22 protein-coding genes and 2 pseudogenes are annotated in these 26,650 nt (G+C 59.4%); 8 read left to right on the top strand and 16 right to left on the bottom strand.

The window, feature by feature from the left end:
* Positions 1 to 124: 124 nt before the first annotated feature.
* The 5 genes from FNL14_RS09680 to FNL14_RS09660 all read right to left on the bottom strand — a co-directional run bounded on the left by FNL14_RS09680 (position 125) and on the right by FNL14_RS09660 (position 3,692).
* A complete protein-coding gene (locus FNL14_RS09680) occupies positions 125 to 925 on the bottom strand; it encodes a DUF2382 domain-containing protein (RefSeq protein WP_142059551.1) in 801 nt (266 codons plus the stop codon).
* 47 nt (positions 926 to 972) lie between these two features.
* Positions 973 to 1,743 carry a hypothetical protein gene (locus tag FNL14_RS09675; protein ID WP_142059549.1) on the bottom strand — a complete coding sequence of 257 codons (771 nt, stop codon included), beginning with the start codon at positions 1,741 to 1,743 and terminating at the stop codon, positions 973 to 975.
* Positions 1,744 to 1,952: 209 nt separating this feature from the next.
* Positions 1,953 to 2,459, bottom strand: coding sequence for a hypothetical protein (locus tag FNL14_RS09670; RefSeq protein ID WP_255470762.1), 507 nt, complete (start codon positions 2,457 to 2,459; stop codon positions 1,953 to 1,955).
* Between the two features lie 201 nt (positions 2,460 to 2,660).
* A complete protein-coding gene (locus FNL14_RS09665; protein WP_142059545.1) occupies positions 2,661 to 2,942 on the bottom strand; it encodes a hypothetical protein in 282 nt (93 codons plus the stop codon).
* Between the two features lie 81 nt (positions 2,943 to 3,023).
* Complete coding sequence (locus FNL14_RS09660) at positions 3,024 to 3,692, bottom strand: TetR/AcrR family transcriptional regulator (protein ID WP_255470761.1); 669 nt, start codon at positions 3,690 to 3,692, stop codon at positions 3,024 to 3,026.
* A gap of 458 nt (positions 3,693 to 4,150) precedes the next feature.
* Between FNL14_RS09660 and FNL14_RS09655 the strand changes: the two genes are divergently transcribed.
* The 3 genes from FNL14_RS09655 (at position 4,151) to FNL14_RS09645 (ending at position 6,341) form a co-directional block, all read left to right on the top strand.
* Positions 4,151 to 4,915 (top strand): CHRD domain-containing protein, encoded by a 765-nt coding sequence (locus tag FNL14_RS09655; RefSeq protein ID WP_181762587.1) that lies wholly within the window; start codon positions 4,151 to 4,153, stop codon positions 4,913 to 4,915.
* 89 nt (positions 4,916 to 5,004) lie between these two features.
* Positions 5,005 to 5,658 (top strand): sortase domain-bontaining protein, encoded by a 654-nt coding sequence (locus tag FNL14_RS09650; RefSeq protein WP_142059543.1) that lies wholly within the window; start codon positions 5,005 to 5,007, stop codon positions 5,656 to 5,658.
* A 47-nt stretch (positions 5,659 to 5,705) separates the two neighbouring features.
* Positions 5,706 to 6,341 carry a hypothetical protein gene (locus FNL14_RS09645; RefSeq protein ID WP_142059541.1) on the top strand — a complete coding sequence of 212 codons (636 nt, stop codon included), beginning with the start codon at positions 5,706 to 5,708 and terminating at the stop codon, positions 6,339 to 6,341.
* A gap of 292 nt (positions 6,342 to 6,633) precedes the next feature.
* On the opposite strand, the gene FNL14_RS09640 is transcribed toward FNL14_RS09645, so the two are convergent.
* The 3 genes from FNL14_RS09640 to FNL14_RS09630 form a co-directional block, all read right to left on the bottom strand.
* A complete protein-coding gene (locus FNL14_RS09640; RefSeq protein WP_142059539.1) occupies positions 6,634 to 7,158 on the bottom strand; it encodes a hypothetical protein in 525 nt (174 codons plus the stop codon).
* Positions 7,159 to 7,254: 96 nt separating this feature from the next.
* Positions 7,255 to 7,914: a helicase associated domain-containing protein gene (locus FNL14_RS09635; RefSeq protein ID WP_142059537.1), complete on the bottom strand. Its 660-nt coding sequence runs from the start codon at positions 7,912 to 7,914 to the stop codon at positions 7,255 to 7,257.
* A gap of 69 nt (positions 7,915 to 7,983) precedes the next feature.
* Positions 7,984 to 8,580: a recombinase family protein gene (locus FNL14_RS09630; protein WP_142059534.1), complete on the bottom strand. Its 597-nt coding sequence runs from the start codon at positions 8,578 to 8,580 to the stop codon at positions 7,984 to 7,986.
* A 1,054-nt stretch (positions 8,581 to 9,634) separates the two neighbouring features.
* Between FNL14_RS09630 and FNL14_RS09625 the strand changes: the two genes are divergently transcribed.
* The 3 genes from FNL14_RS09625 to FNL14_RS09615 all read left to right on the top strand — a co-directional run bounded on the left by FNL14_RS09625 (position 9,635) and on the right by FNL14_RS09615 (position 12,087).
* Complete coding sequence (locus tag FNL14_RS09625; protein ID WP_142059532.1) at positions 9,635 to 9,946, top strand: hypothetical protein; 312 nt, start codon at positions 9,635 to 9,637, stop codon at positions 9,944 to 9,946.
* 202 nt (positions 9,947 to 10,148) lie between these two features.
* The gene (locus FNL14_RS09620; RefSeq protein WP_181762586.1) at positions 10,149 to 10,832 is read left to right on the top strand and encodes a helicase associated domain-containing protein; all 684 of its coding nucleotides are present in this window, start codon (positions 10,149 to 10,151) and stop codon (positions 10,830 to 10,832) included.
* Between the two features lie 460 nt (positions 10,833 to 11,292).
* Positions 11,293 to 12,087, top strand: coding sequence for a DUF2382 domain-containing protein (locus FNL14_RS09615; RefSeq protein ID WP_142059527.1), 795 nt, complete (start codon positions 11,293 to 11,295; stop codon positions 12,085 to 12,087).
* A gap of 372 nt (positions 12,088 to 12,459) precedes the next feature.
* On the opposite strand, the gene FNL14_RS09605 is transcribed toward FNL14_RS09615, so the two are convergent.
* A complete protein-coding gene (locus tag FNL14_RS09605) occupies positions 12,460 to 12,927 on the bottom strand; it encodes a hypothetical protein (protein ID WP_142059523.1) in 468 nt (155 codons plus the stop codon).
* 703 nt (positions 12,928 to 13,630) lie between these two features.
* Here FNL14_RS09605 and FNL14_RS23605 point away from each other — a divergent pair.
* Positions 13,631 to 13,777 (top strand): annotated as a pseudogene (locus FNL14_RS23605) (ATP-binding protein); the annotation flags it as partial.
* A 373-nt stretch (positions 13,778 to 14,150) separates the two neighbouring features.
* On the opposite strand, the gene FNL14_RS09595 reads toward FNL14_RS23605, so the two are convergent.
* The 7 genes from FNL14_RS09595 to FNL14_RS09565 form a co-directional block, all read right to left on the bottom strand.
* The gene (locus FNL14_RS09595; RefSeq protein ID WP_142059521.1) at positions 14,151 to 14,720 is read right to left on the bottom strand and encodes a hypothetical protein; all 570 of its coding nucleotides are present in this window, start codon (positions 14,718 to 14,720) and stop codon (positions 14,151 to 14,153) included.
* A 265-nt stretch (positions 14,721 to 14,985) separates the two neighbouring features.
* Entirely contained in the window at positions 14,986 to 15,828 is an 843-nt protein-coding gene (locus FNL14_RS09590) for a hypothetical protein (protein WP_142059519.1), read from the bottom strand.
* 29 nt (positions 15,829 to 15,857) lie between these two features.
* Positions 15,858 to 16,859, bottom strand: coding sequence for a hypothetical protein (locus FNL14_RS09585; protein ID WP_142059517.1), 1,002 nt, complete (start codon positions 16,857 to 16,859; stop codon positions 15,858 to 15,860).
* Positions 16,856 to 19,720 carry a DNA methyltransferase gene (locus tag FNL14_RS09580; protein ID WP_255470760.1) on the bottom strand — a complete coding sequence of 955 codons (2,865 nt, stop codon included), beginning with the start codon at positions 19,718 to 19,720 and terminating at the stop codon, positions 16,856 to 16,858. The genes FNL14_RS09585 and FNL14_RS09580 overlap by 4 nt, the downstream gene beginning before the upstream one ends.
* A complete protein-coding gene (locus FNL14_RS09575) occupies positions 19,720 to 23,016 on the bottom strand; it encodes a helicase-related protein (protein ID WP_181762584.1) in 3,297 nt (1,098 codons plus the stop codon). The genes FNL14_RS09580 and FNL14_RS09575 overlap by 1 nt, the downstream gene beginning before the upstream one ends.
* A gap of 174 nt (positions 23,017 to 23,190) precedes the next feature.
* A complete protein-coding gene (locus FNL14_RS09570) occupies positions 23,191 to 23,505 on the bottom strand; it encodes a hypothetical protein (RefSeq protein ID WP_142059513.1) in 315 nt (104 codons plus the stop codon).
* The gene (locus FNL14_RS09565) at positions 23,486 to 23,818 is read right to left on the bottom strand and encodes a hypothetical protein (RefSeq protein WP_142059511.1); all 333 of its coding nucleotides are present in this window, start codon (positions 23,816 to 23,818) and stop codon (positions 23,486 to 23,488) included. Before FNL14_RS09565 ends, FNL14_RS09570 begins: the two co-directional genes overlap by 20 nt.
* Positions 23,819 to 24,451: 633 nt before the next feature.
* Here FNL14_RS09565 and FNL14_RS09560 point away from each other — a divergent pair.
* A pseudogene (locus FNL14_RS09560) lies at positions 24,452 to 25,607 on the top strand (IS1249 family transposase).
* The last annotated feature ends 1,043 nt before the right edge of the window (positions 25,608 to 26,650 follow it).

The raw sequence follows: 26,650 nt of genomic DNA, 5'->3' as shown, positions 1-26,650 counted from the left end.
ACTGGTGCACCTGCGCCTTCCTGAGGGGAACGGCCTGATGCCCGGAAATGGCGATGGTCCGCCCTCCGGTAAGGAGGGCGAACCATTCACCTGTGCTGGCGCTTGGAGTGGGCGCCAGGCTCATTTAGCGGTTCGTGCGGTCGTCGTCGTCGAGGTCGATGTTTTCCTTGCGGACTTCTTCGGTGACGGTGTGTTCATCGGTCACGGTTTCTTTGTCTAGGCGGACTCGTTCTACCGGGACAGTTTCCTTTTCCACGACGGGGCGTTCTTCGTGGAGGATGACCTCGTGCTCTTCCTCGCTGATGGCAGGACCGGCCATCGCGGCGCCACGGTTTTCTTCGGTGATGGGTTCGCGTTCGAGGCGGACCTCTTCACGCTGGACCGGAACGGTTTTGGTGACGTTCTCGGTTACCACGTACTTGCGCAGCCGCGCCCGGCCGGTAGCCTGCTTTTCGGTGCCGACATGGACCTGCTCTTCCGACCGGGTCATCGCATCATCGGTGGTCGGGCCGGAGGTGTCATGACCCACCGCACCACGTGCGTTGGTTTCCCGCTCGGTGGTGCTCCGGTCGGTAGTGTCTCGGTTGGTGCCGGTGTAGGCAGCTCCGCCGGAGCGTTCGTAGTAGGTGTAGAGCTGGTCTTCTTCTTCAGGCTCAAGGTGACCGTCGGGGGCGACCCGGGGTGCGTCCTTGACCTTGTCCTTGGTGTAAGGGACAACGATGTCGTTGCCGTCCTGGGTCGCGGCGTCCAGCGGGGCGAAGGACTCGTGGGTGCCAAACAGGCCGGTCTTGACGGTGACCCAGGTCGGTTCCGAGGTGTCGTCATCGGCGTAGATTTGGCCGATGGAGCCGATCTTGGTCCCGTCAGAGGCAATGACGTTGCCGCCGGCGGTGGTCAGTGCAGAAAGGTTCTCAGTGCTGATCATGATGTTCTCCTTCTCATACTGCGTGGTGAGACCTGCAACGCCTGCGATCAGGCGAGGGGGTTTTTGGTGGCGTGGGCGCCACCGGTGGACTTGGTGCCCGCGGCTTCCTTGGCCTTGGCGCTGAGCTGATCCTTGGCCGGGGGTGCGGACTGGGCTTCAGCTTTGATCTTGGGGGCTTCGGCTTCTGCCTTGTTCAAGTAGTTTTCCCAGCGGCGGGACATCGGTCCGATGAGTCCGCCGCCGACGCCGACAACGATCACGCCGACGATAGCGGCGAGGACGGCGATCAGGATCGGGGTGGTGACCGTGGTGGCGATTTCGACCTGGTTCAGGGCTGCGATGACGCCGATACCCAGGATGAAGATGCTGGCGATGTTCGCCAGGGTCTTGCCGTAGGAAAGCCCGCCAAGGGAGCCTTGGATAAGGCTCTTGACCCCTGCCGCAATGGCGGCACTGATGATGACGATGATGATCGCGACAACGATCTTGGGCAGGAAAGCGATGATGCCGGCGAGCAGGTCACTAACCGGGTTGGGCCCGAAGACACCGAATGCGAACTGGAGCACGAACAGGACCAACGCGTAGTAAACAATCTTGCTGATGACATCGCTGGCATCCATGGATGAACGCGACAGCGCCTTTTTCACCCCACCGCGCTCCACCAGGCGGTCGAAGCCGACCTTCTCCAGAAGCTTGTCCAGGGCTTTGGAAATAGCCTTGGCAATCAGAAGGCCAACAATCAGGATGACCAGGAATAACGCGAGTTTGGGGACGAACTCCACGACCGTTGCCAGTCCGGACCTGAGGGTTTCTTCCATTAAAGGGCCTCCACATTGCAGGGAAATGACATCTCATAAGTGCCGCCGAACGGCAGCTGCAGTCTCTACATAGCCACAGATAGGAAGCAAATAGCAAGCATGCTTACTATTTTGTTTGAAAACCCATCCGGCATGCTTGAGCCTCGAACACTGCGTGATCCGGCCTCTTCATCGCTGGTTTTAGGTGTGGCCAGTTGACTGAGGATTTGTCAGCCATTCTTGCCCTTGGCTTTGCCCTGGTTGCCTTTGCCGTTGTCAGCAGGAGCTGGAACAGGTGCTGGTGCCGGTTCAGGGGCGACAGGTGCCGGAGCCGGGATAACGGGTGCGGGATTTTGGGGCTCTGCTGCCGCTTGTGACTCTGCTGCAGCCTTCGACGCTTCAGCGTCCGCCACAGCAGCGGCTGCTGCCGTGTCTTCGGCCGCTTTTGCCGCAGCTGCTTGGGCGGCGGCCTCCGCCTCGATGACAGTGGTGAGATCGGCCCTGATAGCGGCGATGATGGTGGATATTTTCCGGTGTCGTTCTTCTGAGACGTCACCGTTGCGGGCACTGGTTTCCAGGTCAGCTTCCAGGGCGTCAAGAGATGTCAGCACACGGGCAGGATCGTTGGCGGCCGCGGCCTCGCTCACGCCCAGGACGCGTGCCTGCAACTGCCGGGCGGCGTTACGCTGCAAGCCCATCTCGACCGGGCCGCAGCCGGCAAGAAAAGCTGCCAGCAAAAGCGCAATGCAAAGGGCCAAGTACCGTGCAACCGTACAGGTGCTTTTGGACGGGACCAGCGCCATGGTTCCCCGTCCTTTTGTTGAAGTATCGGGATCCATCACTTGATTCCCGGTAGACCCTGTTGGGTTTGCGGTCCTGGGCTGGAGCATGACGATGTGCGGGGCTGGTGGGCTGCGTTTTGAGTGGGCAGGGGTTGGTCAGACCAAGCTTGGTTGGCTGGCGAGGATGTAGTCCAGGGCGGCCGGGCCGGTCATTCGAAGTCCGGGCCGCATGTAGGGGTGGTCGTTCCCGCGCCGTTCGTGGATGCCCAGCCGGGACATCGCAGTCCAAAACGCTTCGCAGGGTCCGGGGTTTTGTGCGAGCAGTGCGCACCAGCTGAGGTAGACCCCGAAGAACTGGTCTTCCGTGAGCTTGTGATCATCGGGCGTATCGGCGGCAATGCATTCTTGAATAAAACGGGTGTAGTCCGGGTTTTTCATCTCTAATTGCTCCTGTTCCTTGAATCTACAAAATGGTGGAGATGCATGAGGCGGCCTTCCGGGCCGCCAAAAAACGCAGAACTACCTGACTGTGTGCTGGGGGAGAGGTAGGGAGCTCATGGTGGCGTTACCTCCGTGGTCGCGGATGAGAGAAGCGGCCATACGTTTGGCGAATACGGCTGCCTCCCGGTCTCCCTCGACCGCTGAAATGATTGAACCCTTGGTCAGGATGTGGCAGGAGCGGGCAAAAACGTCGGGTTGTTCAAGGCCGGCCTCCACTGCCAGAGCCCGTATGAAGCCCCGGACTTCCGCTAGGTAGTGGATTGATGCGACTCCCAGCGGATGGGCGGGGCCCATTTCCAACAGGGTGCTGACGAAGGCGCAGGCCTGGAAGTCATCCTGGCGGAACCACCCGTCCAGAACATCGAAAATAGCCAACAACCGGCCCGTGGGGCTCTCGGTCCTCCGTGCGGTTTCGGCAATAATCGCCTCAACCGTCAGGTCCTGGTGGCAGTGCTCCAAGTAAGCCAGGACCAGCTCATCCTTGGACGTGAAGTGCGCATAGAACGTCGCTTTGGCGACCCCGGCCCTTGATATCAATTCAGCGATGCCGACATCACGGATGCCCCGCTGTAAAAACAACTCGTAAGCGGCAGCCAGGATGCGCTCCCTGGCGCCACCAGTGGTCGGACGTGGAGGAGCAGAGACGGCATCAGCGGCGGGTGGAAAGTCATAAGTGTGTTGAATCACAAGCCAGACACTACACCACCAGCAGACAGACCGGTCAGTACGGCCCGGTGCAACTCTAATCGAGCGACAATCTTCAGTGGCATAGTGCGAGGTTGCCTGGCGGGGTGGTCTCCGTTTGGGGCCAAGGGCCAGTCCCAGCCCCCGCGCTAGGAGGCGGACCTTGCTGATTCGGTAACGGCCGCTCCGACGAACAGCAAGAGGATGCGGCTTAGCAGTTAGTGCGGCCGTCGCTGTCGAGTTCGATCTTCTCCTTGCGCGGACTTGTTCGGTGAAGGTGTCACAGCTTCACTCCGCCCGGAACGGCAGGGCCGCTTCTGCGCGATTTTCGCTCGTACTGGGGCGGAAGCATGTGAACCCGACCACATCAGCGCCCATCTTTTCCTGGCGTGGTTGCGAAGTACTGTCGTCCTCTTATGGGGAATCAACATCACACGCGCGTGTATGAGGAGATTTTTACGATGAATAAGACACTTCGCTTTATGGCAGTCCCCACCCTCGCTCTTGGAGCCCTCGCCCTTTCCGGCGCCCCGGCAATGGCGCATGATGGTTCCTACCAGTCCACCCTGAAGCAGCTCAATGGCAGCGCCGGCTCAGGTACCATCACCGTTGATGTCACGGGCAACCAGGCCCACGTTGTCCTGAAAGTGTCGGGCATGCCGGCGACCTTCATGGATGCCCCGTACCCGCACGTTCAGCACATCCACGGCGGCGCCCAGGGCGTCTGTCCAGACCCTTCGGCCGACAAAGACGGCGACATGGTCATCTCCACCACCGAAGGTGCACCCTCCTATGGCGGCATCGTCACCACTTTGTCCACCAGTGGCGATACCAGCCCCGCTGCGGGTCTTGACCTGAAGGTCGGCGGACAGGGTGCCTCCTACACGGTGGACCGTACGTTCGAGCTGAACGCTGAAACCCATGCGGCCCTCGAAGCCGGCACCGCGGTGGTTGTTGTGCATGGTCTTGATCCCGCCACCCTTAGCGCAGCAGGCCAGGCCGCCAAGAGCGATCTTGCCCCCACGCTTCCCCTTGCCGCGACCTCTCCCGCGCTGTGCGGGACCCTGACGGCCGGTCAGATGAAGATGCCTGCAGGCGGCGCCGCGACCGGCGTTGCCACCGAAACCGGCACCGACACCGGAGCCCTGGCAATCGGTTCCGGGCTGGTCCTGGTAGCCCTGGCCGGTGGAGCCTACGCCGTCCGCCGCCGCAACGCAGCAGCCTAAGCCAAAGCTGAACGGATCACTGCTGTGACACCCAGGAACCCCGGCCGCCGCGGGGGTCTCGGGGCCTCCACGGCGGCGGGGTTCTGCTCATGCTTTCCCTGGCCGGCTGCGCCGGAGGAACCGCCACGGCTCCCGGCGCCGGAGTATCCCCTTCGATCTCCGTCACATCCCTGGCGGCCCCTGCGCCGGCACCGTCAAGCGCCACCGCCGCTGCATCCCCGGCTGGAACCCCCGGTCTGCCGGCTGCCACAGGGCCTCCGCCCGCCCAGCAGCTCCCGGCCGTGCTGGGTGCTTCACCCCCGGTAACCCTGACGATTCCCGCGATCGGGGTCCGGACGGACCTGCTCCATCTGGGACTGGAAGACAACGGTTCCCTGAAAGTACCGGAGGACATCGGCAACGGTGCACCTGCCAGTTGGTACAACGGCTCGCCAACCCCAGGCGAACGCGGACCCTCAGTCATGCTGGGCCACGTCAACGCTCTGGGCGGCCACACCGGCGTCTTTGCAGACCTGCGGAAGCTAACCCCCGGGGCCGAGATCAACGTTTCGCGAACCGACGGCAGCACCGCCGTGTTTACCGTTGAGCGCGGCGCCCTGTATCCCAAAAACGAATTTCCCACCCTCGAGGTCTACGGCAACACCCCCGGAGCCGAACTCCGTCTGATCACCTGCGACGGCTACGACCCCGCCACCGGCCTCTTTGACGACAACTACGTCATCTACGCCAAACTCAACGCCTGACAACCGGCCACTGCCCACAAGACAGAGCGGCCAGAACTGGATGAGCCATGAAACAGCACAAACCCCTGCTGGCCTCCCTGGCCTTGTCTGCCCTGCTGCTCTCCGGATGTGCAACAGCCGCCGGATCGGTCACCGCAGCGCCAGGCGTTTCCATGGCGGCAGCCGTGCCAGCAACGTCACCGGAAGTAAGCCACCACGGTGCCGGCCATCACAGCCAGGGATCCGCATCACCGGGCACCACGGCGAATGGACCCAGCGCCGCTGCCCTGATGGTCTGCGGGGACCAGCCAAAGGAGAGACTGCGCTCCATCCTGGATCTGGACTGGGACCCCCACACGATCGATAGCTGGGCCGACAGCACCTTTACCTGCACCTACCACCTGGCCGAAGGAGCTTTGGTCATCTCGGTCCAGGAGGCGACGGACCAGGCATCGGCACGCAAATACTTCGACGCGATGCAGGCCCTGGCTAAAGACGCCGCCCCCATCGGAGGCCTCGCGAACCTCGGGTTCCCGGCCTACGAAACCCCAGACGGATCGGCCGTGTTCCAAAAGGACAGCTTCATCCTGCACGTGGACGCCAGCAACCTGCCGCCCACTCTCGGACCGGACAACATCACCCGGAACGCTTTGGCCTATCAGCTCTCCACCACCATCCTCGCCTGCTGGATCAAACACCCCTAAACACGCCCAAAGTTCCAACTCGATGCTCACAGCAGCCCGCCGGACTGAACCCCATTCTGCGCTCCATCGCGGTGGCTGGGCCAACCGGCCGCTGCGCTCTGAAAGGGGCAGGTCAAATACGACCGTTTCTGACTCATCCGGGCAAGTCGCCGAACTGGGTGTGCCTAGAGCTACCGCCTGTTGGTCAGAACTGGTTCTCGAAAAGAATCTTGGTCAAAACCTGGTCAACAAGGTTTTGGCGGGGCATGCCGAGGATAGGAGGAGGGTCGGGGGAGGGGGCTGGCCGGGCTTACTATTTATCCGCCCAGCGTTCGTGGGCAGACTGTCGGCTAATGCCGACCGCCCGGCCAATGTCTGCCCAGGAAGCGCCGGCTGCCTTCGCGGCCGCTACAGTCTTATCCAGCCTCTGGCCGGCTTGGGTATATTCACGCGCAGCTGCTTCGACGCCAAGAATGGCGTCTGTCGGTGCTATGTGTTCCTTCCACTCCTCGTGAATGGCGTCTTCGACTTTTCGGGAAGCGTCGGCGAAGCCGTCAAATGAGACGTAGTCACGGTGCCGGCTGAAGTCAGCGTCGGCTGCAGAGGTGACTCTTTTCCACATTTCGCCTTGCCAGCCACAGGTGCAAGCTCCACGCCAGCCGATCATCTTTTCATCGGGGATTATCTCGTAGTCAGGCATCATCTTGTCCCGCTTGTACCCGCCAGTTACCCCTTTAACGAGCATTCCTTCGCCTGAGGACGAGGAAGAAAGCCTTCCGTCAGGCGCTACGCAAGCCGCCCACCCCTCGTGGTGATTGTCGGTTGATACCCAGCCCATTGCAATGCCTTCCCGTCAGGAGTTCCTGACAGCAAGTGTGTCAGGAACTCCTGACAATTACTAGAAGCCGCAGGGCACCCCGGTGACAGCCGTGCGTTATCGGCTGGCGCGGCGACCACCCCTGTGGCCGCGACCCTCCCGCCACCCGGGCAGGATCTCGTTCAGCTTCTTCTCCCTGGCAGGATCCAGTCTGCCGGCGCGGTATTCGATCCGCTGTCCATGCAACCAAACGCCCAACATGCGTTCGTCCAGGTCGTCCGTTTTCTGGTGCCGGGGCCAGTCGCCGCCGGCAGCCCTGATCCTCCGCAGCTCATCCAGCCGCTGCTGCCACCGGGCTTCGTCATCGGCCTTGCTCCTGGATGTTTTGTCCCAGTCTGGGATGACGGCCAGGCCTTCACGGTAGGCGGGGGAGAGGGTTCCTTCTGCCGCTTGCCGACGGCGGTTTGCCAACCAGGATTCAAGTGCACGCTCCCGGGCTGATTTCCCATGGCTGGAGGGTAGCCGGCCATGTACCTGATGGAAGGCTAGAAGGTCGGCGAGGTTCCGTAGACCTACCTGGTTCGGCTGCGGGGCCACGGCGGGCAGAGCTGCTTTGTGTTCTTCTCGAATGCCGGGTTCTGCCCGTGCAGCGATCTGCAGGTGGTAGCGGACAGTGGTTGCTGCGACGCCAGCCGCAGCGGCAATCTTTGATGTCGGAATTCCCTGCCGGTACATCTGTACCCACTCCGGATCAGGTGCGGTCCGCCTCGTTTCCATTGATTCTGTCCCCCGTTTCGTTTGCGCTCCACATCTACAGTCATGGGTCTCTCCGCCGTCCCCGGGCACCTACATTGTGGTGCTTTTGTGCGCGGCGAGGGCTTGCTGGTGGCGGTAGAGAGTGGCGCGGCTCCAGCCGACGAGGCGGGCCGCGTCTTCTGCGGTGCGTCCCTTGGCCCGGGCGTCCTGAGCGATGGCCAGCTTGTCCGCTATGACGATCGGATCAGTCAGCGGTCGGCCGAAGCGTGTTCCGTTCTGCCTGGCGGCGGCGATGCCGGCATTGACTCGCTCGACGATCAGCTCGCGCTCATATTCGGCCAAGGTGGCGAGCATGTTCAACATCAGCCGGCCTGTTGAGGTCGTCGGGTCGATACCGTCGGAGATGGATCGGACCTGGATTCCGCGTTCTCTTAGTAGGTTCACGGTGTTCAGAACGTCGATCAGCGACCGGCCCAACCGGTCGACCCTCCAGACAACGACGGTGTCGCCCTCCTCGGCGTACTCGAGGAGCCTCTTCATCCCGGGCCGTTCGATCGCTGTTTTACTTCCGGAGGTTACGTCGGCGAAGACGTCGCGCTTCTGCACGCCGGCGGAGACGAGCGCGTCGAGCTGCAGTTGGGCATCCTGGCTCGAAGTACTAACTCGCGTATAGCCCAATTGCCTCATCAGGCCATTTTGACTCATAAAGCCCGGCACACGCGGACGTTGAGACAATTTGTGGTGAGACGTGTTTTCGAGACGTGTGCGCGCCCGGTTTTGCAGCCTCCCGGTTGGGCGTTGCGGACGTCCCGACCAGTGTCTTGAAAAGCTTTTGTTTATCGAGACGCCTAGGGTTCGATGCTGCCCGCCGGCGCTTCCCCCAGGAACATCGGCTTCCGGAAGCCGCTTCCGGGTACGGGCCATGATTCTTCATCGGCGTCAGGGAAGCAGCCCGGCGCCTGAGGCGCCGGACTGCTCTGTGTGGGGTTTTGAATGCTTGGTTGCTTTCCTTAGTGGTTATGGGCAGGTGTCAGGGGCGCCCTGGCTCTTCGGTGGGTTGGTTGCGCATTGGTCCTGAAGGTCCTGCGGTGCAGGGCTCTTGTTGGTGGTGTTCCCCTGCGTTTCGGTGGTTGCGGTCGAGCCGACTCCACCTTGGTTCTTGCCCGGGCCTTCGAAGGTACTGCACGTGACTGTGCCTTGGGTCTTTGTACAGTTCTCGGGCAGCGATGCCGCCGTGGCGGACGCCATGGATCCTCCGAGGAGGAAGCAGCTGAGTGCGAGGGTTAGCAGTGTTTTGCGCATCTCTTGGTTCCTAATCTTTTTGACGGCCGGGTGGCGTTTTTTGCATGCTCCGGCACGGCAAAGGCGGTCCTCAGAACGGCGATTGAGGCCAAATCCAGTTTCTGGGGGATGAGCCGATATTTTGGGTTAGCCGGCCACGGGCGTCGATGCCTGTTCCGGCAGAGGTGGGGCGGGCACCTGGTGCCCCAGCGGGTGGCCCCTTAATGTGGTGCGGCCCAGAACGCGCACCTTCGCCGAGGCAGTCCACCCACACTGGCCTGTCCCGGCGAAGGTGGGCTGCCTGTTAAAGGCTACTGCTGAGGAGTTAGGTACACCCTACCCAACGTCGCAGAAACCCCTACCTAATCTGCTGTCAAGGGTTGTTTGTAAGTATGCTTAGTACTAGCGTCGTAAGTGCTGGAGAAACAGTATGGGGGACAATCCAAACAAGGAGAAAACCATGCATGCATTCAAAAAAGCCGGCGCCACCCTCGCACTCACAGGCTCAATGTTGCTCGCCGGAGGCGCCCTGGCTGGGCCCGCATCCGCCGCTCCTCAACTGATTGGACAGAATGGCCTCGTCAACGTCGCGGTTGGTGACATAACGATTCTCGAAGACGTCAACGTCGGTGTTGCTGCTACGGTCGCAGCCAACATTTGCGGCGTTAAAGTTGGCCCTGTAGCAGTCTTGGGAACGGCCGTTGACGCATCAGGCACCACCAGGACGGTTTGCACCAACAACGGGGCACCAGTCACGATCAGCCAGGCGTAACGGTCTGGATTAGCCCGCTTTATCGAGACGTAGATGCAACGGCTAGCGGCTAACAAAATTGAGGGACAGGGCCCGTGGGGTTCTGTCCCTCAGTTTTTTCTCGTAACTGACCGGTGGCTGTCGGCTTGCTGGCAATGAACCCCAGTATCAGAAGTCTTGCTGGAGCGTTCCGATGCGACAGCATGTATGGAGGTGGACAACATTGGAAGGGCGCTTGGATGGAAGCTTAGAAGCTGTTCCCGCCCGTGAGTGGGATGAACAGCTCGCTGACTATGTTTCCTTCCTCAAGGAAAACAACAGGGTTCCATCCCAGTATGCGCAAGACGCCAGGGAACGGTCGTTGTGCTTCTGGCTCAGAAACCAGAAGGCCAGCTTACGAAACGGCGTGCTGTTGCCGGACAGGGCAGTAAAGCTCGACGAGCTGCTGCCCGACTGGAACTCTCCCTACAGAGTGCGGCCAAGCTGGGAACAGATGCTGGCGCGGACAGTACAGTTCCACAGAGAAGCAGGGAGACGGCCATCCGTTCTTGCCACTGAAGACGAAGAACGCAGCCTGGCGAACTGGCTCCATCGTCAAAACGCGACACGGACAGTAAGCCGGGACCGGAAGCATGGCGAGCGAATAGCGCAATTGGACAACGCCCTGCCAAACTGGCGAAACCGCCCGCCCGGAGACCAAGAACGCTGGAACAGCCGATTGGAACAGCTCGTGGAGCATGTCCATACTCACGGCCGGTTTCCTGTCATGGGACCGTCCAGCCCGCCTGAGGAATACGCGCTTGGCAAATGGATCTCGGTGCAGCGGTATGCCCTAAAGAAGGGGAATCTGTACCCGGAGCGCCTAGCCAAACTGGACGAGCTAATTCACGGCTGGCGCAGGAACTAGCTCGCGTTGGGTCCGAGTCTGCCCCAAAAGCATTTTGGTTCTATTGTTTCCCATCGCCCGGACCTCAAGGCCCCAGGAGAGCGTAGAGGGTTCCCCAGTAACCGCGTCTCGAAATCTTTCAGTCTCAGGCTCTCGCCGCATTGAGACTGAAGACCAGCCACCCGTAAGGGATTTTGACCGGGACCGAGATCTTCAGTAACGGCAAAGTCTTAGGGCAAAGAGGCTGGGAAGCAGGTATTACGCCATAGACCGTTAGACGCTTTACAAGGTTCATCCTGGCAGGATAATAAGCATGCTTGCTATCTTCACGGTGATGTGGTTTAGATTGACGGAGGGGGAATGTTCCAGCGTCGCTAAGCGTCGCCGTCCGGCCCTCGGGAGGACATGGTCGAGAAATGGACTGTGCCCGACTGCTGACCGTGACGAACGAAATTAGATCGAGAATCCCTAAGGAGTATTCATGATCAGCAACGAACATATCGACCGCCTGCTCGCTGGGCGAGGCAATGTCATCGGCGCCAACGGGGAAAAGATCGGCGGCGTCGGCCAGGTCTACACCGATGATGAGACCGGCCGGCCCAACTGGGTCACGGTCAAGACAGGACTTTTCGATACGCGCGAATCGTTCGTGCCGGTTCAGGAAGCCCGGGTTGAAGGCGATGATCTCGTTGTCCCGTACACCAAGGACCAGGTGAAGGACGCCCCGGGCATCGACCCGGACGGTCACTTGGACCCGACTGAAGAGGATCGGCTCTACGAGCACTACCGCCTTGGTGGCGGACGCAATTACGCCGATACCGATGCCACCACTGGAACGGCGCGGGACTACGACACCGCCGGCCGCAGCACCGTGGGACACGACACCTCCCGTCGAACGACTGATGATGCCATGACCCGGTCCGAGGAAAAGCTGCACGTGGGCAAGGAACGTGAGGCCACCGGCCGGGCACGTTTGCGCAAGTACGTCACCACCGAGAACGTCACCAAGACGATCCCGGTGGAGCGCGAAGAGGTCCGGATTGAGCGGGAGCCCATCACCGATGCAAACCGTGGCGCAGCGATGTCGGGACCGGCGATCAGCGAAGAGGAACACGAGGTGACCCTCCACGAGGAGCGCCCTGTGGTCGAGAAGGAAACCGTCCCCGTCGAACGAGTCCGCCTGGACAAAGATGTTGTCCGCGACGAGGAAACTGTCAGCGAAGAAGTCCGCAAGGAACACATCGATACCGACGGTATCGACGACAAACGACGCTAACAGGCCCAAAGCAGGCGACCTGCTGCACTGACTGTGTGAACGACGCCCCCGGAAGTGAACTTCTCCTTCCGGGGGCGTTTCATGTGGGATAAACCCTTATCAGACCGCGTCAGCTGCGGCCCGCGCTCTGCGGAGGCTTTCTTCCAGACCTGCTTCATACCAGAAGAGAGCGCCCGGTTCAGGGGCAGGAGAATCGAGGTTTCGGTACAGAGCGTCCAGCAGCCGGGCCAGGTCTTCATCCGACAAGCCGGAAGTGACCACTTCCGGCCCCCTGGGGTCGCCGATGATTCTGGGAAGCTCAGGATCCCCCATCAGCCCCTGTATCCATTGCCGAACGCCGGGTTCGCCCTTCCGCGTCCCCAGGCCGCGCACTTACATCCGGCCAGAGGCCAGGTCTGCGTCGACATTAGCGCCAGTACCGGTGTTTTCCTGCGGGCTGACCGAAGGGGCGGGCTCTTCTTTGGATGCGCGCATGGAGCCCCAGACTGCTGCCCCGGCTGCCAATGCTGCCAGTGCACCGATCCACCACATCCGGAGAGACGGCCGCCGGGACTGAACCGGGATGGGGGCAGCTTTCGGCCGAACATGCTTGAGCTGTTCCTGGAGCCGTGGAGCCATCGTCTCCACACCGCCGGCAAGCTCGTCGGCCAGCCGCCGCAACAGCGCCTGGAGGCGTGGAGAGGCAGTCTCAATGCCTGTATCCAGCCCGGCCACGGCACGCTGCAGGGCAGCCTGCACCCCGGGCGTGGCCCATTCCCTGCCCCTGGCCAACTGACTCATGAGGTTCTCGGAAAGACGATGAACCTGTTCAGTCTCAGCCATTGGTTCTGCTGTGCGCATGGATGCCTCCTCGATGTTCATGGATGACGACAGACTATGGCCGGCAGAAGACCATAAACAAGGCCTTCGGAACCGGGACACCCCGGTGGCCCGTGACTAGGTCTTACCCACAACAGACGCTCATCACAGCTGCGGGCCCTGCCGCGAACATGCCTATGACAGCTGGGGACGACGGGAAGAAGCAAGGGCAGCGAGGTCGCGAATCAGCCGCTGCACCTCATGTTCCCGGCTTCTGGAACGTGGGGTCTGTTGTCCTTCACGGGGTCTCGCCAAGCGTGTCCTGGGCGGAGCAGGAACAGGACCCGGGTCCCTGGGTGGGGGCACAATAGTTGCACCCTCAGCCCCAACCGGAATATCTGCGCTCATAAGTCCCCCTTGACCTGATCGCTTCGGGAAAGCTCCCCTGATTACGCCTGTAGGGACACTCTAGGAAGCCCTGAGACGCGGCAAAAGACACTTTGCCCAATGCTCGGGACTTATTGCTGCAATCTTGAGGTTCACCGCACTGCGGGCGTCTACCGCTGGATCCCAGGAGCAGCGAATGAAGAGCTGGCGACGGCTGGGGGTGGGCCTTCGGAGTCTCCGGACGAAAACCCTTCGCCGCCAGCTCTCGTTACGACCTTAAGGTCTCTGCCCGCTCTGTGGTCGAGTATTCAGTACCCGTTTCTTACCGCTGGGGTTACCTGCCCCTTACTCGCAGGCAGCAGCAATCGAGCAGATAACCCGCGGCAACTTCCGGCTCCTCGAGCGACTGTTCCCCCAGATCAACCCGGTCCTCAAAAATAAACCAGCTCGAAACCATCACCGATGACGTCATCGAGCAGCCGCCAGCATCCTCGTCATCGGCAACTACCGACATTTACCGATCAAAAAAGGCCGCCACATAACGGCATACTTCACACACCGACCCGGGCCCTAAACCAGAAGGATGTCCCAGAAGTCGTACCCGCAGCCGCCAGCGGTTTCCTTTAGCTCGGAACCAAGGATGACTACAAGCTGCAAGCGTTGAGGGAGCATGAAGAAAGCCCGCCGATGGGGGACCGACGGGCTTTCCGGATCAAACGCTACATGCCGCTGATTTAGACATCGAGTGGACCATCGCTTGGAAATTGGTCGTGCGTCTCATGTTGTCTCCAGTGAACTAAATGTGGTCCCAGACCTTTACGGACGAGAGCAGCAGGAGCAGGACGAGCAACGGTATGAGCACCAAATGCTGTCGATTCCTACAGGATCCCCAAGTCGATCAAATCCTCGTCAGTATGACCCTTCCACCGGCAGGCGGGTTGATGCTGACATTTCGTGCCGCTCTTCTGATTGGCGAACGGAAGCATAAGGAACTTGCCCTTGAATAGTCTCAGCAATTGTTCCTCTGTGCATTCTGGGTATACGCCGGGAGTATCGGTCCAACAGACAACGAGCCGGTTAGCTGCGCCCGGAACCTGCCAGATCGCTCGCCCTCCACGGTGAGAGGTGTCTTCTCCTGAACCATAGCGCCTAAACAGATCCAGCCGCTGCCACAAGCTGGTGCCCGTAGCGAGACCGCCAGCTTTTCCGATATAGAGAACAGGCGTCGAGAGCTCCCACTTTCGTTGAAGCTTTGCCAACGGGTAGGCCGGGTCCTTGTCATCGTGCCAGAAGCCCGTGCTGGAGATGGTGAAATGCATCTTCGAATCTGGCCGGAGCACAGCATATATGCCGGGTGAGGACAACTCCGAACGATGCTCGTCCAAGGATGTGAATGGTACGAAGCCACGAAAACCCGAAGAGCTTAGCCCCTCGACGGTAAATTCCACGGCCAATCTCTCCTCGCCCAACATCCGGGGTGGCACTCTATGATTCATCCTCCGACGGAGCACGGCGGCGGAACTGGGCCATGAGGAAATGGTACTTGGAGATAGACCACGACAAACAGCGACCTGAATGTCGAGGTGTAAACGGGGTTTGTCGCGGGTAGTCAGTAGTTACAAGCCACCCAGTAGTTGGCCCAAATCAAATTCCTGTCTGAAGGCTGGAACAGGACCGTCCCGCTGGCTTCTCGATCCGCAGCGACGCGGCTTGTTAACCGTTAGCCTGACCTTCAAAACTAGAAGGGAGTTCTATCCAGGATGGCTCGGACACGGTGTTGTTAGGCAGCGGCCATTCACCAGAAGTGATGTATTTGAAGATACGCATCGTCTCTTGGTAAAGCCATGGCTGAAGATGACCAAGTAATGCCATCCGTCCTTCAAAATGGACGACAGGCCATGCATCGATGTCCCAAAGTGCCGGTTCTGCCGCAGATCCCACGGGTCCCATGTACTTGACGTTCATCCAAGGGGTTGCCCAAGCATCTTCAGCCGCCTTCCCCTCGGGCCATGCCCGCAACTTCTCGGGAGACAACCCTGCTGGCAGCGTGAACAGGTCGGCAGTGGAGCGGTGCTTGTTCAGGTTGTCTAGGCCGTTGATCAAGGTCAGCACGTGTCTCTTCGGATCCGCAACGTGCCAAGGTTGCACCTGTTTGATTCGATCAAGAAGTGTTTGGGGAATGGATCCTAAATGCCGTGTTCTCTCCAACCACTTGGCTTCCTGCTCCACTATCGGAAAATAGACTCCCTTTGGATTTTCCGGGGTTTTTCCATCCAAGTGGCACATCTCGTAGGCCAACACGTCAAGAGAGGAACGCAGGTTATGCACGCCGTCCCCGAATCGATTACTCCAGCGGAGCGTGGGGATTTTGGGGGTATCGGGAATGAAAATTTCAAGCTCACTCGGATCGGAGACGTTCTGTCTCGTCGGGGCGAGCAGACGGTTGTTGCTATTCCAATAGTCGACCTCGGCTTCTAAGGAATGGAAGTGTTCTGCCGCCCGCAAGAGCTTTACGAAACCAGAGCTCTCATACTCGACCCGGAAATCTTCAACCATCTGCTCATCGTACGGGCAAGGCTTACACGTTAGCTTTCCGTGACTGGATCCACAGGGGCGGACGGTTTCTTGATGAAGCCGGACATGCCGAGCATGTAGTTTTCACTGTCCCACTGGACGAACTGCGGGCTGATAGTTACCGATTTTCCCTTAGAAAAGCTGACTCGATTTGGATGCATAGGAGAACGTTGCCTTGGGACGTTGTAATCGCTTTGGGTGATTCCTTCGTCTGGTGCCAACCTAATTTGATAGGGCAGCCCACCAATGAATAACTCTCCCAGAGTCACCACTTCTGTCAGCGGGTGCTCAACCGCCCATACTAGGGACGCTGTACTGCCTGCATTGGTGCCGTTTTGGAACTTTCCTAGTTCGCCGCGGATGCTTGGTGGTTCATTGAGGCCTCCCGGCGGTGAGATCCAGACCTTCAGGTCTTCATCCGCTATGTCCACGTCTGCGAAGAACTGCGGGTCGTCTTGGACCATGGCGTTCCGAAGGACGTACTGCGCGCTGTACCAGGCTGCGACGGCAGTCTCCCTCAACATGTAGGTGGTTAGAGGAAGGCCGGCTGCCGTGCCGATTCGGTCTGCCAGGTGTACGTCGTCGCGTATGGCGTCCCCGACGTGAGTGCCCCAATAGTTGGCATAGTCTCGGATGAACTTGTCCCAAGTGAGATCAACTTGTTTGGACCCGGGTTGGATCCGTAGGGCTGTTTTGAAGCGCAGCTGGTTTATGTCCACTAAACCACCAGTTCCGAGAGCTTCAGTGGTGGGCATGGCCCCTGCAGCCCACACGATCCCTGGAACGGTTTGGGGTTCCGCGGAAACACCGAATTTTGGAAGCTGAATTCCATAGCTGTTGGCCGTCCTCGCGATCAGTTCACCGCCACGGGCGCCTGATATTAGGAGGCGAAGAACCAGGGCCAGATCATCGACGGCGTATGCGGCGCCGTCGTCGATACGCTCAATGTGGTCGCGAAGTCTCGCCGCCCCGCTCAGGAGATAACCAGCGAGGTGAAAGCGGCCAATCTTCATGCGTTGGCCGCTGCGCCTAGTAGTCGCGGTGAAACTTCTCGCGCTTCTACTGTTCCTACGAGGATGTGATGTCGTTTCAGCAGCTCGCTGGCCACTTCTAGTTCGTCTTCTACATGGAGCTCGAAGGCATCGGCCACGGCCGCGTCCAGTTTGTCGTGCAAACTGGCGAGTTGGCTTGGGGTTTGTCCACGTTTGTACAGAACAGAGAGTGGTTTTCCCAGTTCAAGTCTTGTTTCCATAATCCTTTCGGCCAAGCTGGCGATTACTTCCTTCTGGCCCGCGGACAGGTCAGGGAACGGGAACGCGCAGTAGGCCAAGTCAGGTGAAATGCTGAGGTCGCTCTTCAACCGCCCGGCAAATGTTCGCAGCCACACCATGAATATTCGGGATTGGAGTACGCCGAAAAGCCATTCCGGGCAGCCGTCCACGTGAATGAGCTTATTGCCCGCGATGACGTCAGCCTCCAGGTACGTCATCGGGACATACTCCCGGTCCTCACTACTAACCTCTGGCAACGCGAGGTACCTGTTTTTGGGCTGTCTTCTCTGGGTGAAGAGATGCGGGATGGCTGCCTGTTTTTGGACAGAGACAGTAGGGCTCTGCAGCCTGGCGATGGCCACCCCTTCAAGTCTTGCGGCTAAGGCCGGTACCCGCTGAAGTTCAGCAAGCTGGGCACTTTCAAACCAGAGACACCACTTCTCAGTGCTGTTCAGCATGTCTCTGCCCTGCATGAATGGACGAAGGTACTTTTGGACGGCGGGATCTGCCTTCAGGGAGATCAAATCCTCAAGATTTTCAACGATCAGGTGTCCACCATCTGTTGCCTGGGACCCTTTGGTCATCTTCGGCAAATGCGCATAGAAGGGAACGCGGCGCTTTACCGGCGCAGGCAGGTCCGAGTCCAAGAGATACATGTTTATCGCCGTGACAGGTCTTGCGACAGGGCTGCCGGATAGTTGCGGGTAGTCGAACAGGACACGCTGAGGCCGGCCGGTCGTTGACATGCCGATTATCACGCAATGGACCGCTGCTCCACCTGTAGCCTCTGATTGCCATTTAAACGTGCGATGCGCAAAGTCGATGTGGACACCAGCGCGCTTGAGGATGGGATCCAGTGCACGCGCCTGGTCCCCTTGGGTGATCGAATTTGTCGAGACGAACGCAACTCGCGCCTGACTTCCACGGAGGTAGTCGATGGCTTTTGCATACCAGCAAGCAACATAATCCAGTCGTCCTGTCCGCTCCCCTTGGGCTTCAGGCAACATCGCGAAAATCTGCCGGTTGTCGTTCTGCTGAGCCTTATCCATCCAGGCCATGCCGATGAAGGGTGGGTTGCCCGCGATGATGCTGTCAGGACCCGGAGAGATGATGTCCTTCCAATCCAGCTTCAAGGCGTTTCCGCCGGAAGGATTTTCAGGAGTCGCCGAGATGATTGAGGCTTGGCGCTGGATGGGTAGTCGTTCGGGAGCGAAACCCAATCTCTCCAGCATCTGAAGGTCGCATTGCCGGTCGATAAGGAACATAGCTGTTTCCGCTATCTTGGCTGGCCACTCGTCAATCTCAATGCCAAAGAAATTGTCGAGGCGGACCACTGGGTCAAGCAGAGTGGTCCTGCTTGCCCCTGCTGCATCCAGCTCACCTTCAAGACCAAACTCAAGTTGGTTGACGGCCAACGAGACGAGCTGTTCTGACTCTTTGACTCTGATGCGCTCAAGAACCGAAATCTCCAGTAAGCGCATCTCCCGATAGGCGATGATGATGAAGTTGCCGCAGCCGCAGGCTGGGTCGAGGAAACGGATCCTTCCCAGCCTTTCACGAAGCTTTATCAGGCGGCTGTACTCTTCACGATGTCCAACCGCTCGCGCGAACTCGTCCCGCAGTTCATCCAGGAAGAGCGGATTTAGCGTTTTGAGAATGTCTGTTTCGGATGTGTAATGCTCCCCGTACTCCCTACGCGTTTTATCGTCTCTAACAGACTGGAACATCGAGCCGAATATAGCGGGAGAGATATCTGACCAGTTTGAGGAGCAAGCGTCCAGGATCGTTGTTCGGAGACCTTGGCCGACCTTGGGAAGCGTGATTCGCTCACTGAAGAGACCCCCATTTATGTACTTGAAACCCGCAAGATGGGGACCTACTCCGTCTCGGTCTGCCGGCCTAGTGTCGAGATATGCAAAAAGCTCATTCAGACGTTCTGCCAGATCGGACCCGTCCGGGCTGGTGTGCTCAATGAGGAACTCCTGAAACAGATCCTTAGTCCACATGTCCGTGTCATCCCCGAACAGTAGAAAGAGCAAGCGCGCGAGCGTTACAGAGATAGCGTGCTCCGAGCAGTCAGCCTGGGCCAGAGTGTCGTACATCGAAGCCATGAGCTTAGAGGCTCGCTTGGTCTCCTTCTCCGTTTCCACGTCGAAGGCCTGCCTCACCCTTTCAATGACTTGGGTGACGCTAAGATCCTCGGTAATGGCCAGGGTGATTAACTGCAGTCGCTCCACAAGCTTGGGATTCGACATTCCGGTGACGTGTGCGTGCGAGGTGAGCCGAGTGCTCGTGGCGCCTCCCTTAACGGTGCGTGACGGCCATCGCCACACTTGTCTTTCGTCATTATGGAAAATCACGATTCGATCCGTGCTCTTCTTCGCGATAGCACGGTCGATCTCCGCCTGCTTTGACGCATTCGGCAGGACTGGACAAACCCAGACACGCAGCCCTTTGTAGCTGGAGAGGTTGGTGACGGTGAAAGGCGCTCCGTCAACGTCGACGGCGATGGCCGGAAGGTCGGGCCGAGACCACCGAAGGTGTGCCAGGAAAAGCACCTGGTACGAGTGTGACTCGACGAGTCCCAGTAAATTAGCAGCCACTATTCTTGAACTCCTAGTGAGCAGACGATCCTTGCAGGATCAACTTCCATGGACTTGATCACGAGCTTTTCGTCTTCTTGCAGCTGGCGCAGCATCTCGACAAGGTCCTCGTCTGACACGCGGTTGCGTAATGCTGACCGTAGGCGGAGCTCAGCCTGCTTCTGCAATGGACGGGCGTGGAGTGCGCTTAAGGCTTCTTCTGCTCCGCGTTGAAATAACGTTCCTGCAAAGCGTTCCCAGATCCTTTTGCGAACGCCCTTGAGGTTTCCTGCGGCCACACTTTCGCTGGACAGAGGGCCGTGGACGATGTTTCGAAGGCGGTCGAAATGATCCTGGCGAAGTTCTGCTGTGGGAGTCTCAGGCTCGGCACGGAAGAGTTTGAAGGCTTCGTAAGGAGTGATAAGCCGCTCTCGCTCACGCAGCCCATCTCCACCTTTGGAGACGGCAAATGCATCGACTCCGGATACGGTACTCACGTAGCACACCACGGCCCCGTGAGCTTCTTGAACGTATCGTTGGCGTGTTGAGTGGACCATATCCGGCATGCCTAGGACGCGGTGTGTGATCTCAGGGTACTTTTCCATGGCGTTTGACCAGACCAGCCATGCCTCGCTGACCGCGTCAGCTTCCTCATCTTCGACGTCCTCGTCGGCGAGCCTTCCGTCGTAGAAGTTGTCGAGGACTTGGATTTCCCTTTCAGAACCAAAGAATTGTTCATCTGAGCCGAACGCCTGAGCAGAGCGTTCCAGGCGCATCTTTATGCGTTGTCGGAGACTGATTTGTTCTTCCACCTTTTCGTGGGAAATCAGGTAGACGTACACGGTTTCCGATTTCTGGCCGATCCTATCGACGCGGCCAGCACGCTGAATAAGTCTGATGATCGCCCAAGGCAAGTCATAGTTGACCACGATGTGTGAGTCCTGAAGATTCTGCCCTTCGGAGAGTACATCTGTGGCTATCAGCACGTCGATTGGATCCGACGATGAAGTATCGTCTTGTTGACCTGGCAGCCTGTTGGACCCTGGTGAGAACCGTCTAGCAATGGCTCCAGGGTTATCGGTGTCACCAGTGGCTAGCCCGACGTTCCTGATACCCGCTTCGCGCAAGGTGGCAGCGATGTAGTCGGCTGTGTCCTTGTACTCCGTAAATACGAGAACCTTTTCCCCTGGGTGGTCATTGCGCAACAGATCGACCAACGCATTGATTTTTGAATCCTTGGACGCGTCCCAGTCCCCGAAGCGCTCCAGCAGCCACGTGAGAGTTTGGTTATCGCGCTCAAGATCTAGGCGCAGCTCGGAGCTGAAAATTGTTGTATTGATCCACTTGGTGGACGCGGGCAAAGTCCGCTTCAGGTTCTCGTAGCGTGATGCGTCGGTCCCGTGCAGTCCAACGGTGTCTTCGATGTCGGCATCAGTCACGCCCAACTGGTTCTCGGTGAAGTTGCCGAGCGGGACAGGCAGACGGTTGTTGATTGCGTAAAGGAAAACGTCGTTGCGCGCCCGCTGTCTCTGAAGGGATTGGATGAAGGAGTGACCGGACGAAGATAGTCGTTTAAAGAGTCCTGTCCTGACGAATCCGGCAACGTTGCCTCGGCCGGTCCTGATGTCCTCAAGGATTTTCCGGTCTGACGGACTGTGCGGCTTTTTCGGTGAGTCGTACTTTGCGAGCACATAGCGCGGGAGGAGGAGAGACCTGATGGCATCCAGCGTTTCGTCATCCTCCATCAGCCGCGCGGGATCGTTGTCACTGAAATCGTGACTAACAGGCTTTGAAACCCTAACTGGGAAAAAGAAGGGGGTGCCATCCGCGAATTGTAGGAACTCACGTTCAACTACCTCACCATCAAGACCGGTGACACGTTGTTTGCTTGCGGTGCGTTTGATGAAGGACCGGGTTCGACGGACTAGGTGATCGCTCATGAGGCGTTTCCAGTCTTCGGCTTCTTCAGATTCCCGGAAAGCAGCCAAAGTGTTGGTTTTGCCGTCAACCTTCTCGGCCAGCGCAGGATACTTGGAAAGGGCTTCAGTCGGTTCGATGCCCAGGTCATCGTCTTCGTCCAGGTATAGACCGATTTGATTCGCGACATCATTGAACGCGAGGTTGTAGGGGGTCGCAGTTAGAAGCAATACCTTGGAGTCATTTTCGCGTACGTAGGCGTGTATTGCCTCGTAGTCCTTCCGGCTGTTGTTGCGAAGGTTGTGGGACTCGTCGCAGATTACGAGATTAAATCTCTTCAGGTCGGGCAGGTCTCTCGCGGCCGTAGAGTAGGGAATGACGCGACCGTTCACATCGTATGCATCGAGATGCTCCTGCCACATCTTCTCAAGGTTTTTTGGGCAAAGGACGAGAGTTGAATAGTCTTCAGCCGCTTGGAGCATCATGGCTGTAGCTATCGCGGTCAATGTTTTGCCAAGACCGACGACATCACCGAGCATGGTCCCGCCGCGGCGCACCACACGTCTTGCCAGGATTCTTACCGCACTTTCTTGGTAGCCCAGCAATAGTTTCTGCATAGAGGGTGGCAACACGTAGCCGTATCCGTCCCGAACGTCCTGGGACATTGAGTGGCAGACCTTAAGGAAGACCTCGAACGGCGTCGGCTGGGACTCACTAGCCCAGGACTCTTCGATGAGTTCGATGATTTGATCGGTTATTTCTAGTGAGAAGGGATCTTCCCAGTGCGTAGTGAACCACTCTGCGAGCTTGGCCGCAGCGTCCTGTTCCAGAACATCGATGTTCAGTTCAAGATTGCTATAGAGCCCAGCGGCAGTCAGATTCGACGAGCCTAGGTAACCCATCACAGGAAGGGCGTAATGCCCTGGGCTGTGCAGGACATAGGCTTTGCCGTGAAGTGGTCGGCTCGTAAACACCTTTATCTGTACCTGGCCAGCGACCAGCTGGCGTTTTAGGGAACGCAAAGAGTTCTGGCCGTCTTCAGACGAGAGTCCCCGCATCAGCTGCTCGCGCAGATGGGTAACCAAGTACGCCTGCCGCTTTCGTGCCGTCTCGAAATCCGGCAAATCGGACTGCGGGTCAACGCCGGAGACCTGTTCCTGCAGGCTGGCCAGCATGGTCTCGGCAGCTGAGTTCGTGACCATTCCGACAAGTATCCGAGCGGTGGGTTCGGAGGTCTGGCTGTTCAAAGGTGTTTTTGAGTCCACCACCGCCGATAGGTTTCCCCAACCCCGCAAGTCGAAGTAGCCCGTAGCTACGTCAATCCGTGCATGCTCAGGAAAGGTCTTAAGAAGACTGTCACCCAGAGTATTGCCCGGGGTATTGTCAAAAATGGTTGGCATCGTTCCCCATAATCATTAGTGCTTCGTTCATACTTACCACTACGGTCGTTCGATCAGCCGCCAGGGCAAACGATGACAAGGTTTCGAGCCTCTCAGGCAGGGCTTCAAAATGACCACTGGATACCGCTGGAAACCCCTCACTTAGTCGCGCGTCTATGCGCGGGGGGCGCTGCCTCAGCTATCAGTGATTGACTCGAGTACCCACTGCTGGGAGAGGGGATCACGGCGCAGGTGGAAGGTCCGCAGTGCAGAGGTGGAGGTGCCAAGCCTCACCTGTATCCGCCAGTGCTCAATGCTTACCAAGTCACCGCTGCCCCTGGCCGCGGTGCGGCGGGTTTCCCACCAGGAGTCTCTGGTGAACCAGTGCAGCGGCTCCGCTGCTACTGCCCACACGCGCCCGTCGTAGCGGACGGCCAGGGGAGTGCCGGCCGCGGTGAAGCGGACGTCGACGGGGGCGTTGAGGGTTGTTTCACTTAATGTTGCTGTCACGGTTGGTCCGCTCTCCCAAATTCCTGTTCATCATTTCTTCCCGGCGAGTGACCGCCGAGCTCCACACCCAGGTCCGGTAGGTCAAGGGCCCGTCCTTCCACGTCACTTCGGCCGCCTTAGCTGTCCATGCGAACACTTCGCCGTCCACGAGTTCGGCACAGTTCGGGAACCGGATCCACGCCTTCACCGGGATCCCGGGGTACCCGTTCTTGGCCGGGAAGTGCTCGAAATCGAGTTCTTCCACGGTCAGCCCGATCGGGCCGGCGCGGCGCGCGTACTGCGCTTGCAGCGCGGCAGCTTGCTCCGGTCCCATATCACAACCTTAGAACATATATTCGAATAGACACGCCAACAAAAAGCGGCCGTCTGAGCCGCAGGTTTCATTGTGGGGGAGGGGTACGACAAAGGCCGGGTTGCACGCCAATGGGGACAGCCTGAGCTGTGCGGAGGGCTCCACCTGACCCCAGTGGGCACAACCCCATTCCCAAGCCCTGGGCTCCGCTGCGCTGCACCCAGGAGAAGGTCCTGCGCTTCGCTCCGGCCTGTAAAAGCGTTGTTTTTGCCTTACATGAGGCTGGGTTGTTCTCCGTACAAGGCCACTGATCGTAGCCGTCCGGGGGCCCGACCCGTCAACCCACGCGCCCGGACAATCCCCCGCGGTCGCTGCGCTCCCTTATCTCGCGGGATTCTCCGGCCACTCTTCGGGGTTGACGGCCCACCCTCGACCGGCTGGACCCGTGGGGGCCTCGCACGGCGGGGCAGGAAGGAGGTGGCTACATGAGCATCGACGAATTGCTCAAGCTCGCGACTTCGGTCGTGAGCCTGGCGACAGCTGTCATCGCTCTGCTTTCCAGGGTTAGCGGCCAAAATGTGTGTACGCGGTGGCCTTGGTTGTCCGTGTTCACTTGGGTTGTAGGGGTTTGCACATGCTTTGAAAGCATGTGGAGTGACGGTTCCATCGAATCAACCCAGGTGTGGTGTATGTGCTCGGAAGCTTGTGAAGAACGGGACCACCAGTTCGGGTCGGACGAGGTGGCGGTGTAGATCGTGTGGTGCGTCGAGCACGCAGGCCCGGGTTGATGTGACGAGGAAGGCTGAGTTCACGGCGTTCCTGTCCTGGCTCACCGGAAAGCAGCGCCAGGGCGGGTACGCGGCCTCCGAACGGACTTTCCGGCGCCGCAGTGCCTGGTGCTGGAATGTGGTCCCGCAGGCGCCGGTGACCGGGGAAGTTCATCCGGTGCTCATGCTCGACGGCACGTATTTCAACGGCTGGTGTGTGCTGGTGGCTTACACCGGTTCCCACGTCGTCGCGTGGCAGTGGTGCGACCGTGAAAAGCACGCCTCCTGGTCAGCGCTCCTGCAGCAGATCCCGGCACCGGACGTGGCCGTCGTGGACGGGCACAAAGGCCTCGAGAGCGCGCTGCGGGAACACTGGCCGGAAACGAAGGTCCAGCGGTGCCTGTTTCATATCCGCCAGAACATCCGCACGCATCTGACGCTGCGCCCGAAGCTGGAATCGGGCAAGGAACTGCTGGCCCTGGCCAAGGCCCTGACACACGTGACAGACCTTGATGAGGCAGCCTCGTGGATGGGCGAGTTCGCGTCCTGGGAAGCCCGGTGGGAGTCATTTCTCAAGCACCGCACCTACGCGAAGAAGAACACCGTCAGACCCGCCCATATCGGGGCCGGTCAGCTCTGGTGGTACACCCATCTGGGTCTGCGCCGGGCACGGGGAACACTGGCCGGAGCGATTTAAAGCCGGGCACATGTTCACCTGGCTCACCAGCGCGACCGCTGGCCAGAACATCGCACGCACCACCAGCCCGCTGGAGGGCGGGATCAACGCCGGACTCAAAGACCTGCTCCGCACTCACCGCGGGCTCACCCCGGACCACGCCGCCCGAGCCGTCGACTGGTACCTCTACCTGCGCACCGATCAACCTCAAGACCCCTGGCAACTGGTACAACCCCGCCACTGGCAACCCCAAAGAAAGAACCCCAGCCGCGCCGACGAACCCATCGGCCCAGCCCTCTACGACACAGCCTTCAGCGCCGAGGACGGAAACGGAATCCAACAAGGATGGGGCGGAAGAAGCAGATGACACGCCCAAGCCATACACACATTTTGGCCGCTAACCCGCTTTCCACGCGGAACGCGCTCTTAACGAGCAAACGCTCCCGAGCTGGCACTCGGAAGCGTAAGCGTAAAGCGAGGAAGGTGTAGCTACTGAAAATCCGGTGGTCGTGACCGCAAGGGTTGCGGCCACCGGGCTCCTTCTTAGCCTAGGTTCTACTCGACGATAAGGAAACCCTCATGGAACCACTGACGATCGTGAATTTCGTTTTTTCGCTGGCAGCGCTGGGCGCTTCCATCACTGCGTACCGCGCCATCTCCAAGGTCCGGAAGGATCAGGAGACCTAGGCCGGCGTGGGGGGCCGGGCCGCCCGACCGGGCTGGCCCGGTCTTAACCTGCCGGCTTTGTGTCTGGCGAGGAGTCCTCTGCCGGAAAGCTGCGGAGCATGGCGGCCATGCTTCGCACGCTCGCTGGGTCTTCCTGCCAGGGCTTGCCGTTCCGGGTGCAGGCATGAAAGCTGTTTACGGCCGAATCCTTAGCCGCTTGGGCGAGTTCGGCCCAGGCATCTTGGAGCTCCGCCAGCTCTTCTGGCGTCAACGGCTCCGGCGCTGTCGGATCAGTGACGGCTGTTGAAACAACCTTCTCGCCGGCTGCTGCCGGGCGTCTCTTGAAAAAGCTTCGCAGCCCCATATCCCTGCCCCTCTGAAATAGATGTCCCGCCAGGAGGAGAACTCCCCCGAGTTCCGCTTCGACTGGCGAGACGCTCCTACGCTACCAACGCCGACGGGATCCCCGGGAAAGAAAGAGCGGGCCCGCATTCCAAGGAATGCAAGCCCGCTGCTTTGCAAACATCCTGCTGCTTACGCCTTCGAGCATCCCACAGAAGGAGGCTGCCGTGGAGTTTTAGGTCCAGCCGTCACCGGCCAACTGGGGGGAGCGGCCGGTGACGGAGGACGCTCTCATTTTACGCTCACCACGCCTGGTTTTCGCTGCGCTTCAACGAGTTGTTGGGCGTCCGCTGGCGCGGCCGGCTGTTGGGCGCTGGCGGTCCGTCGCAGAGCTCCGGCCCG

The organism is Pseudarthrobacter sp. B4EP4b (assembly GCF_006680095.1).
Classification (GTDB): domain Bacteria; phylum Actinomycetota; class Actinomycetes; order Actinomycetales; family Micrococcaceae; genus Arthrobacter.
This window is presented reverse-complemented; position numbering and strand designations above follow the sequence as displayed.

What these genes read in the sequence shown, in the direction of transcription:
- FNL14_RS09630 (WP_142059534.1), bottom strand. Translation starts at nt 8,580, where the DNA reads ATGAGGCAATTGGGCTATACGCGAGTTAGTACTTCGAGCCAGGATGCC.
- FNL14_RS09590 (WP_142059519.1), bottom strand. Translation starts at nt 15,828, where the DNA reads ATGGTTGAAGATTTCCGGGTCGAGTATGAGAGCTCTGGTTTCGTAAAG.
- FNL14_RS09645 (WP_142059541.1), top strand. Translation starts at nt 5,706, where the DNA reads ATGAAACAGCACAAACCCCTGCTGGCCTCCCTGGCCTTGTCTGCCCTG.
- FNL14_RS09575 (WP_181762584.1), bottom strand. Translation starts at nt 23,016, where the DNA reads ATGCCAACCATTTTTGACAATACCCCGGGCAATACTCTGGGTGACAGT.
- FNL14_RS09680 (WP_142059551.1), bottom strand. Translation starts at nt 925, where the DNA reads ATGATCAGCACTGAGAACCTTTCTGCACTGACCACCGCCGGCGGCAAC.
- FNL14_RS09625 (WP_142059532.1), top strand. Translation starts at nt 9,635, where the DNA reads ATGCATGCATTCAAAAAAGCCGGCGCCACCCTCGCACTCACAGGCTCA.
- FNL14_RS09655 (WP_181762587.1), top strand. Translation starts at nt 4,151, where the DNA reads ATGAATAAGACACTTCGCTTTATGGCAGTCCCCACCCTCGCTCTTGGA.
- FNL14_RS09650 (WP_142059543.1), top strand. Translation starts at nt 5,005, where the DNA reads ATGCTTTCCCTGGCCGGCTGCGCCGGAGGAACCGCCACGGCTCCCGGC.
- FNL14_RS09605 (WP_142059523.1), bottom strand. Translation starts at nt 12,927, where the DNA reads ATGCGCACAGCAGAACCAATGGCTGAGACTGAACAGGTTCATCGTCTT.
- FNL14_RS09615 (WP_142059527.1), top strand. Translation starts at nt 11,293, where the DNA reads ATGATCAGCAACGAACATATCGACCGCCTGCTCGCTGGGCGAGGCAAT.
- FNL14_RS09665 (WP_142059545.1), bottom strand. Translation starts at nt 2,942, where the DNA reads ATGAAAAACCCGGACTACACCCGTTTTATTCAAGAATGCATTGCCGCC.
- FNL14_RS09565 (WP_142059511.1), bottom strand. Translation starts at nt 23,818, where the DNA reads ATGGGACCGGAGCAAGCTGCCGCGCTGCAAGCGCAGTACGCGCGCCGC.
- FNL14_RS09635 (WP_142059537.1), bottom strand. Translation starts at nt 7,914, where the DNA reads ATGGAAACGAGGCGGACCGCACCTGATCCGGAGTGGGTACAGATGTAC.
- FNL14_RS09585 (WP_142059517.1), bottom strand. Translation starts at nt 16,859, where the DNA reads ATGAAGATTGGCCGCTTTCACCTCGCTGGTTATCTCCTGAGCGGGGCG.
- FNL14_RS09675 (WP_142059549.1), bottom strand. Translation starts at nt 1,743, where the DNA reads ATGGAAGAAACCCTCAGGTCCGGACTGGCAACGGTCGTGGAGTTCGTC.
- FNL14_RS09640 (WP_142059539.1), bottom strand. Translation starts at nt 7,158, where the DNA reads ATGGGCTGGGTATCAACCGACAATCACCACGAGGGGTGGGCGGCTTGC.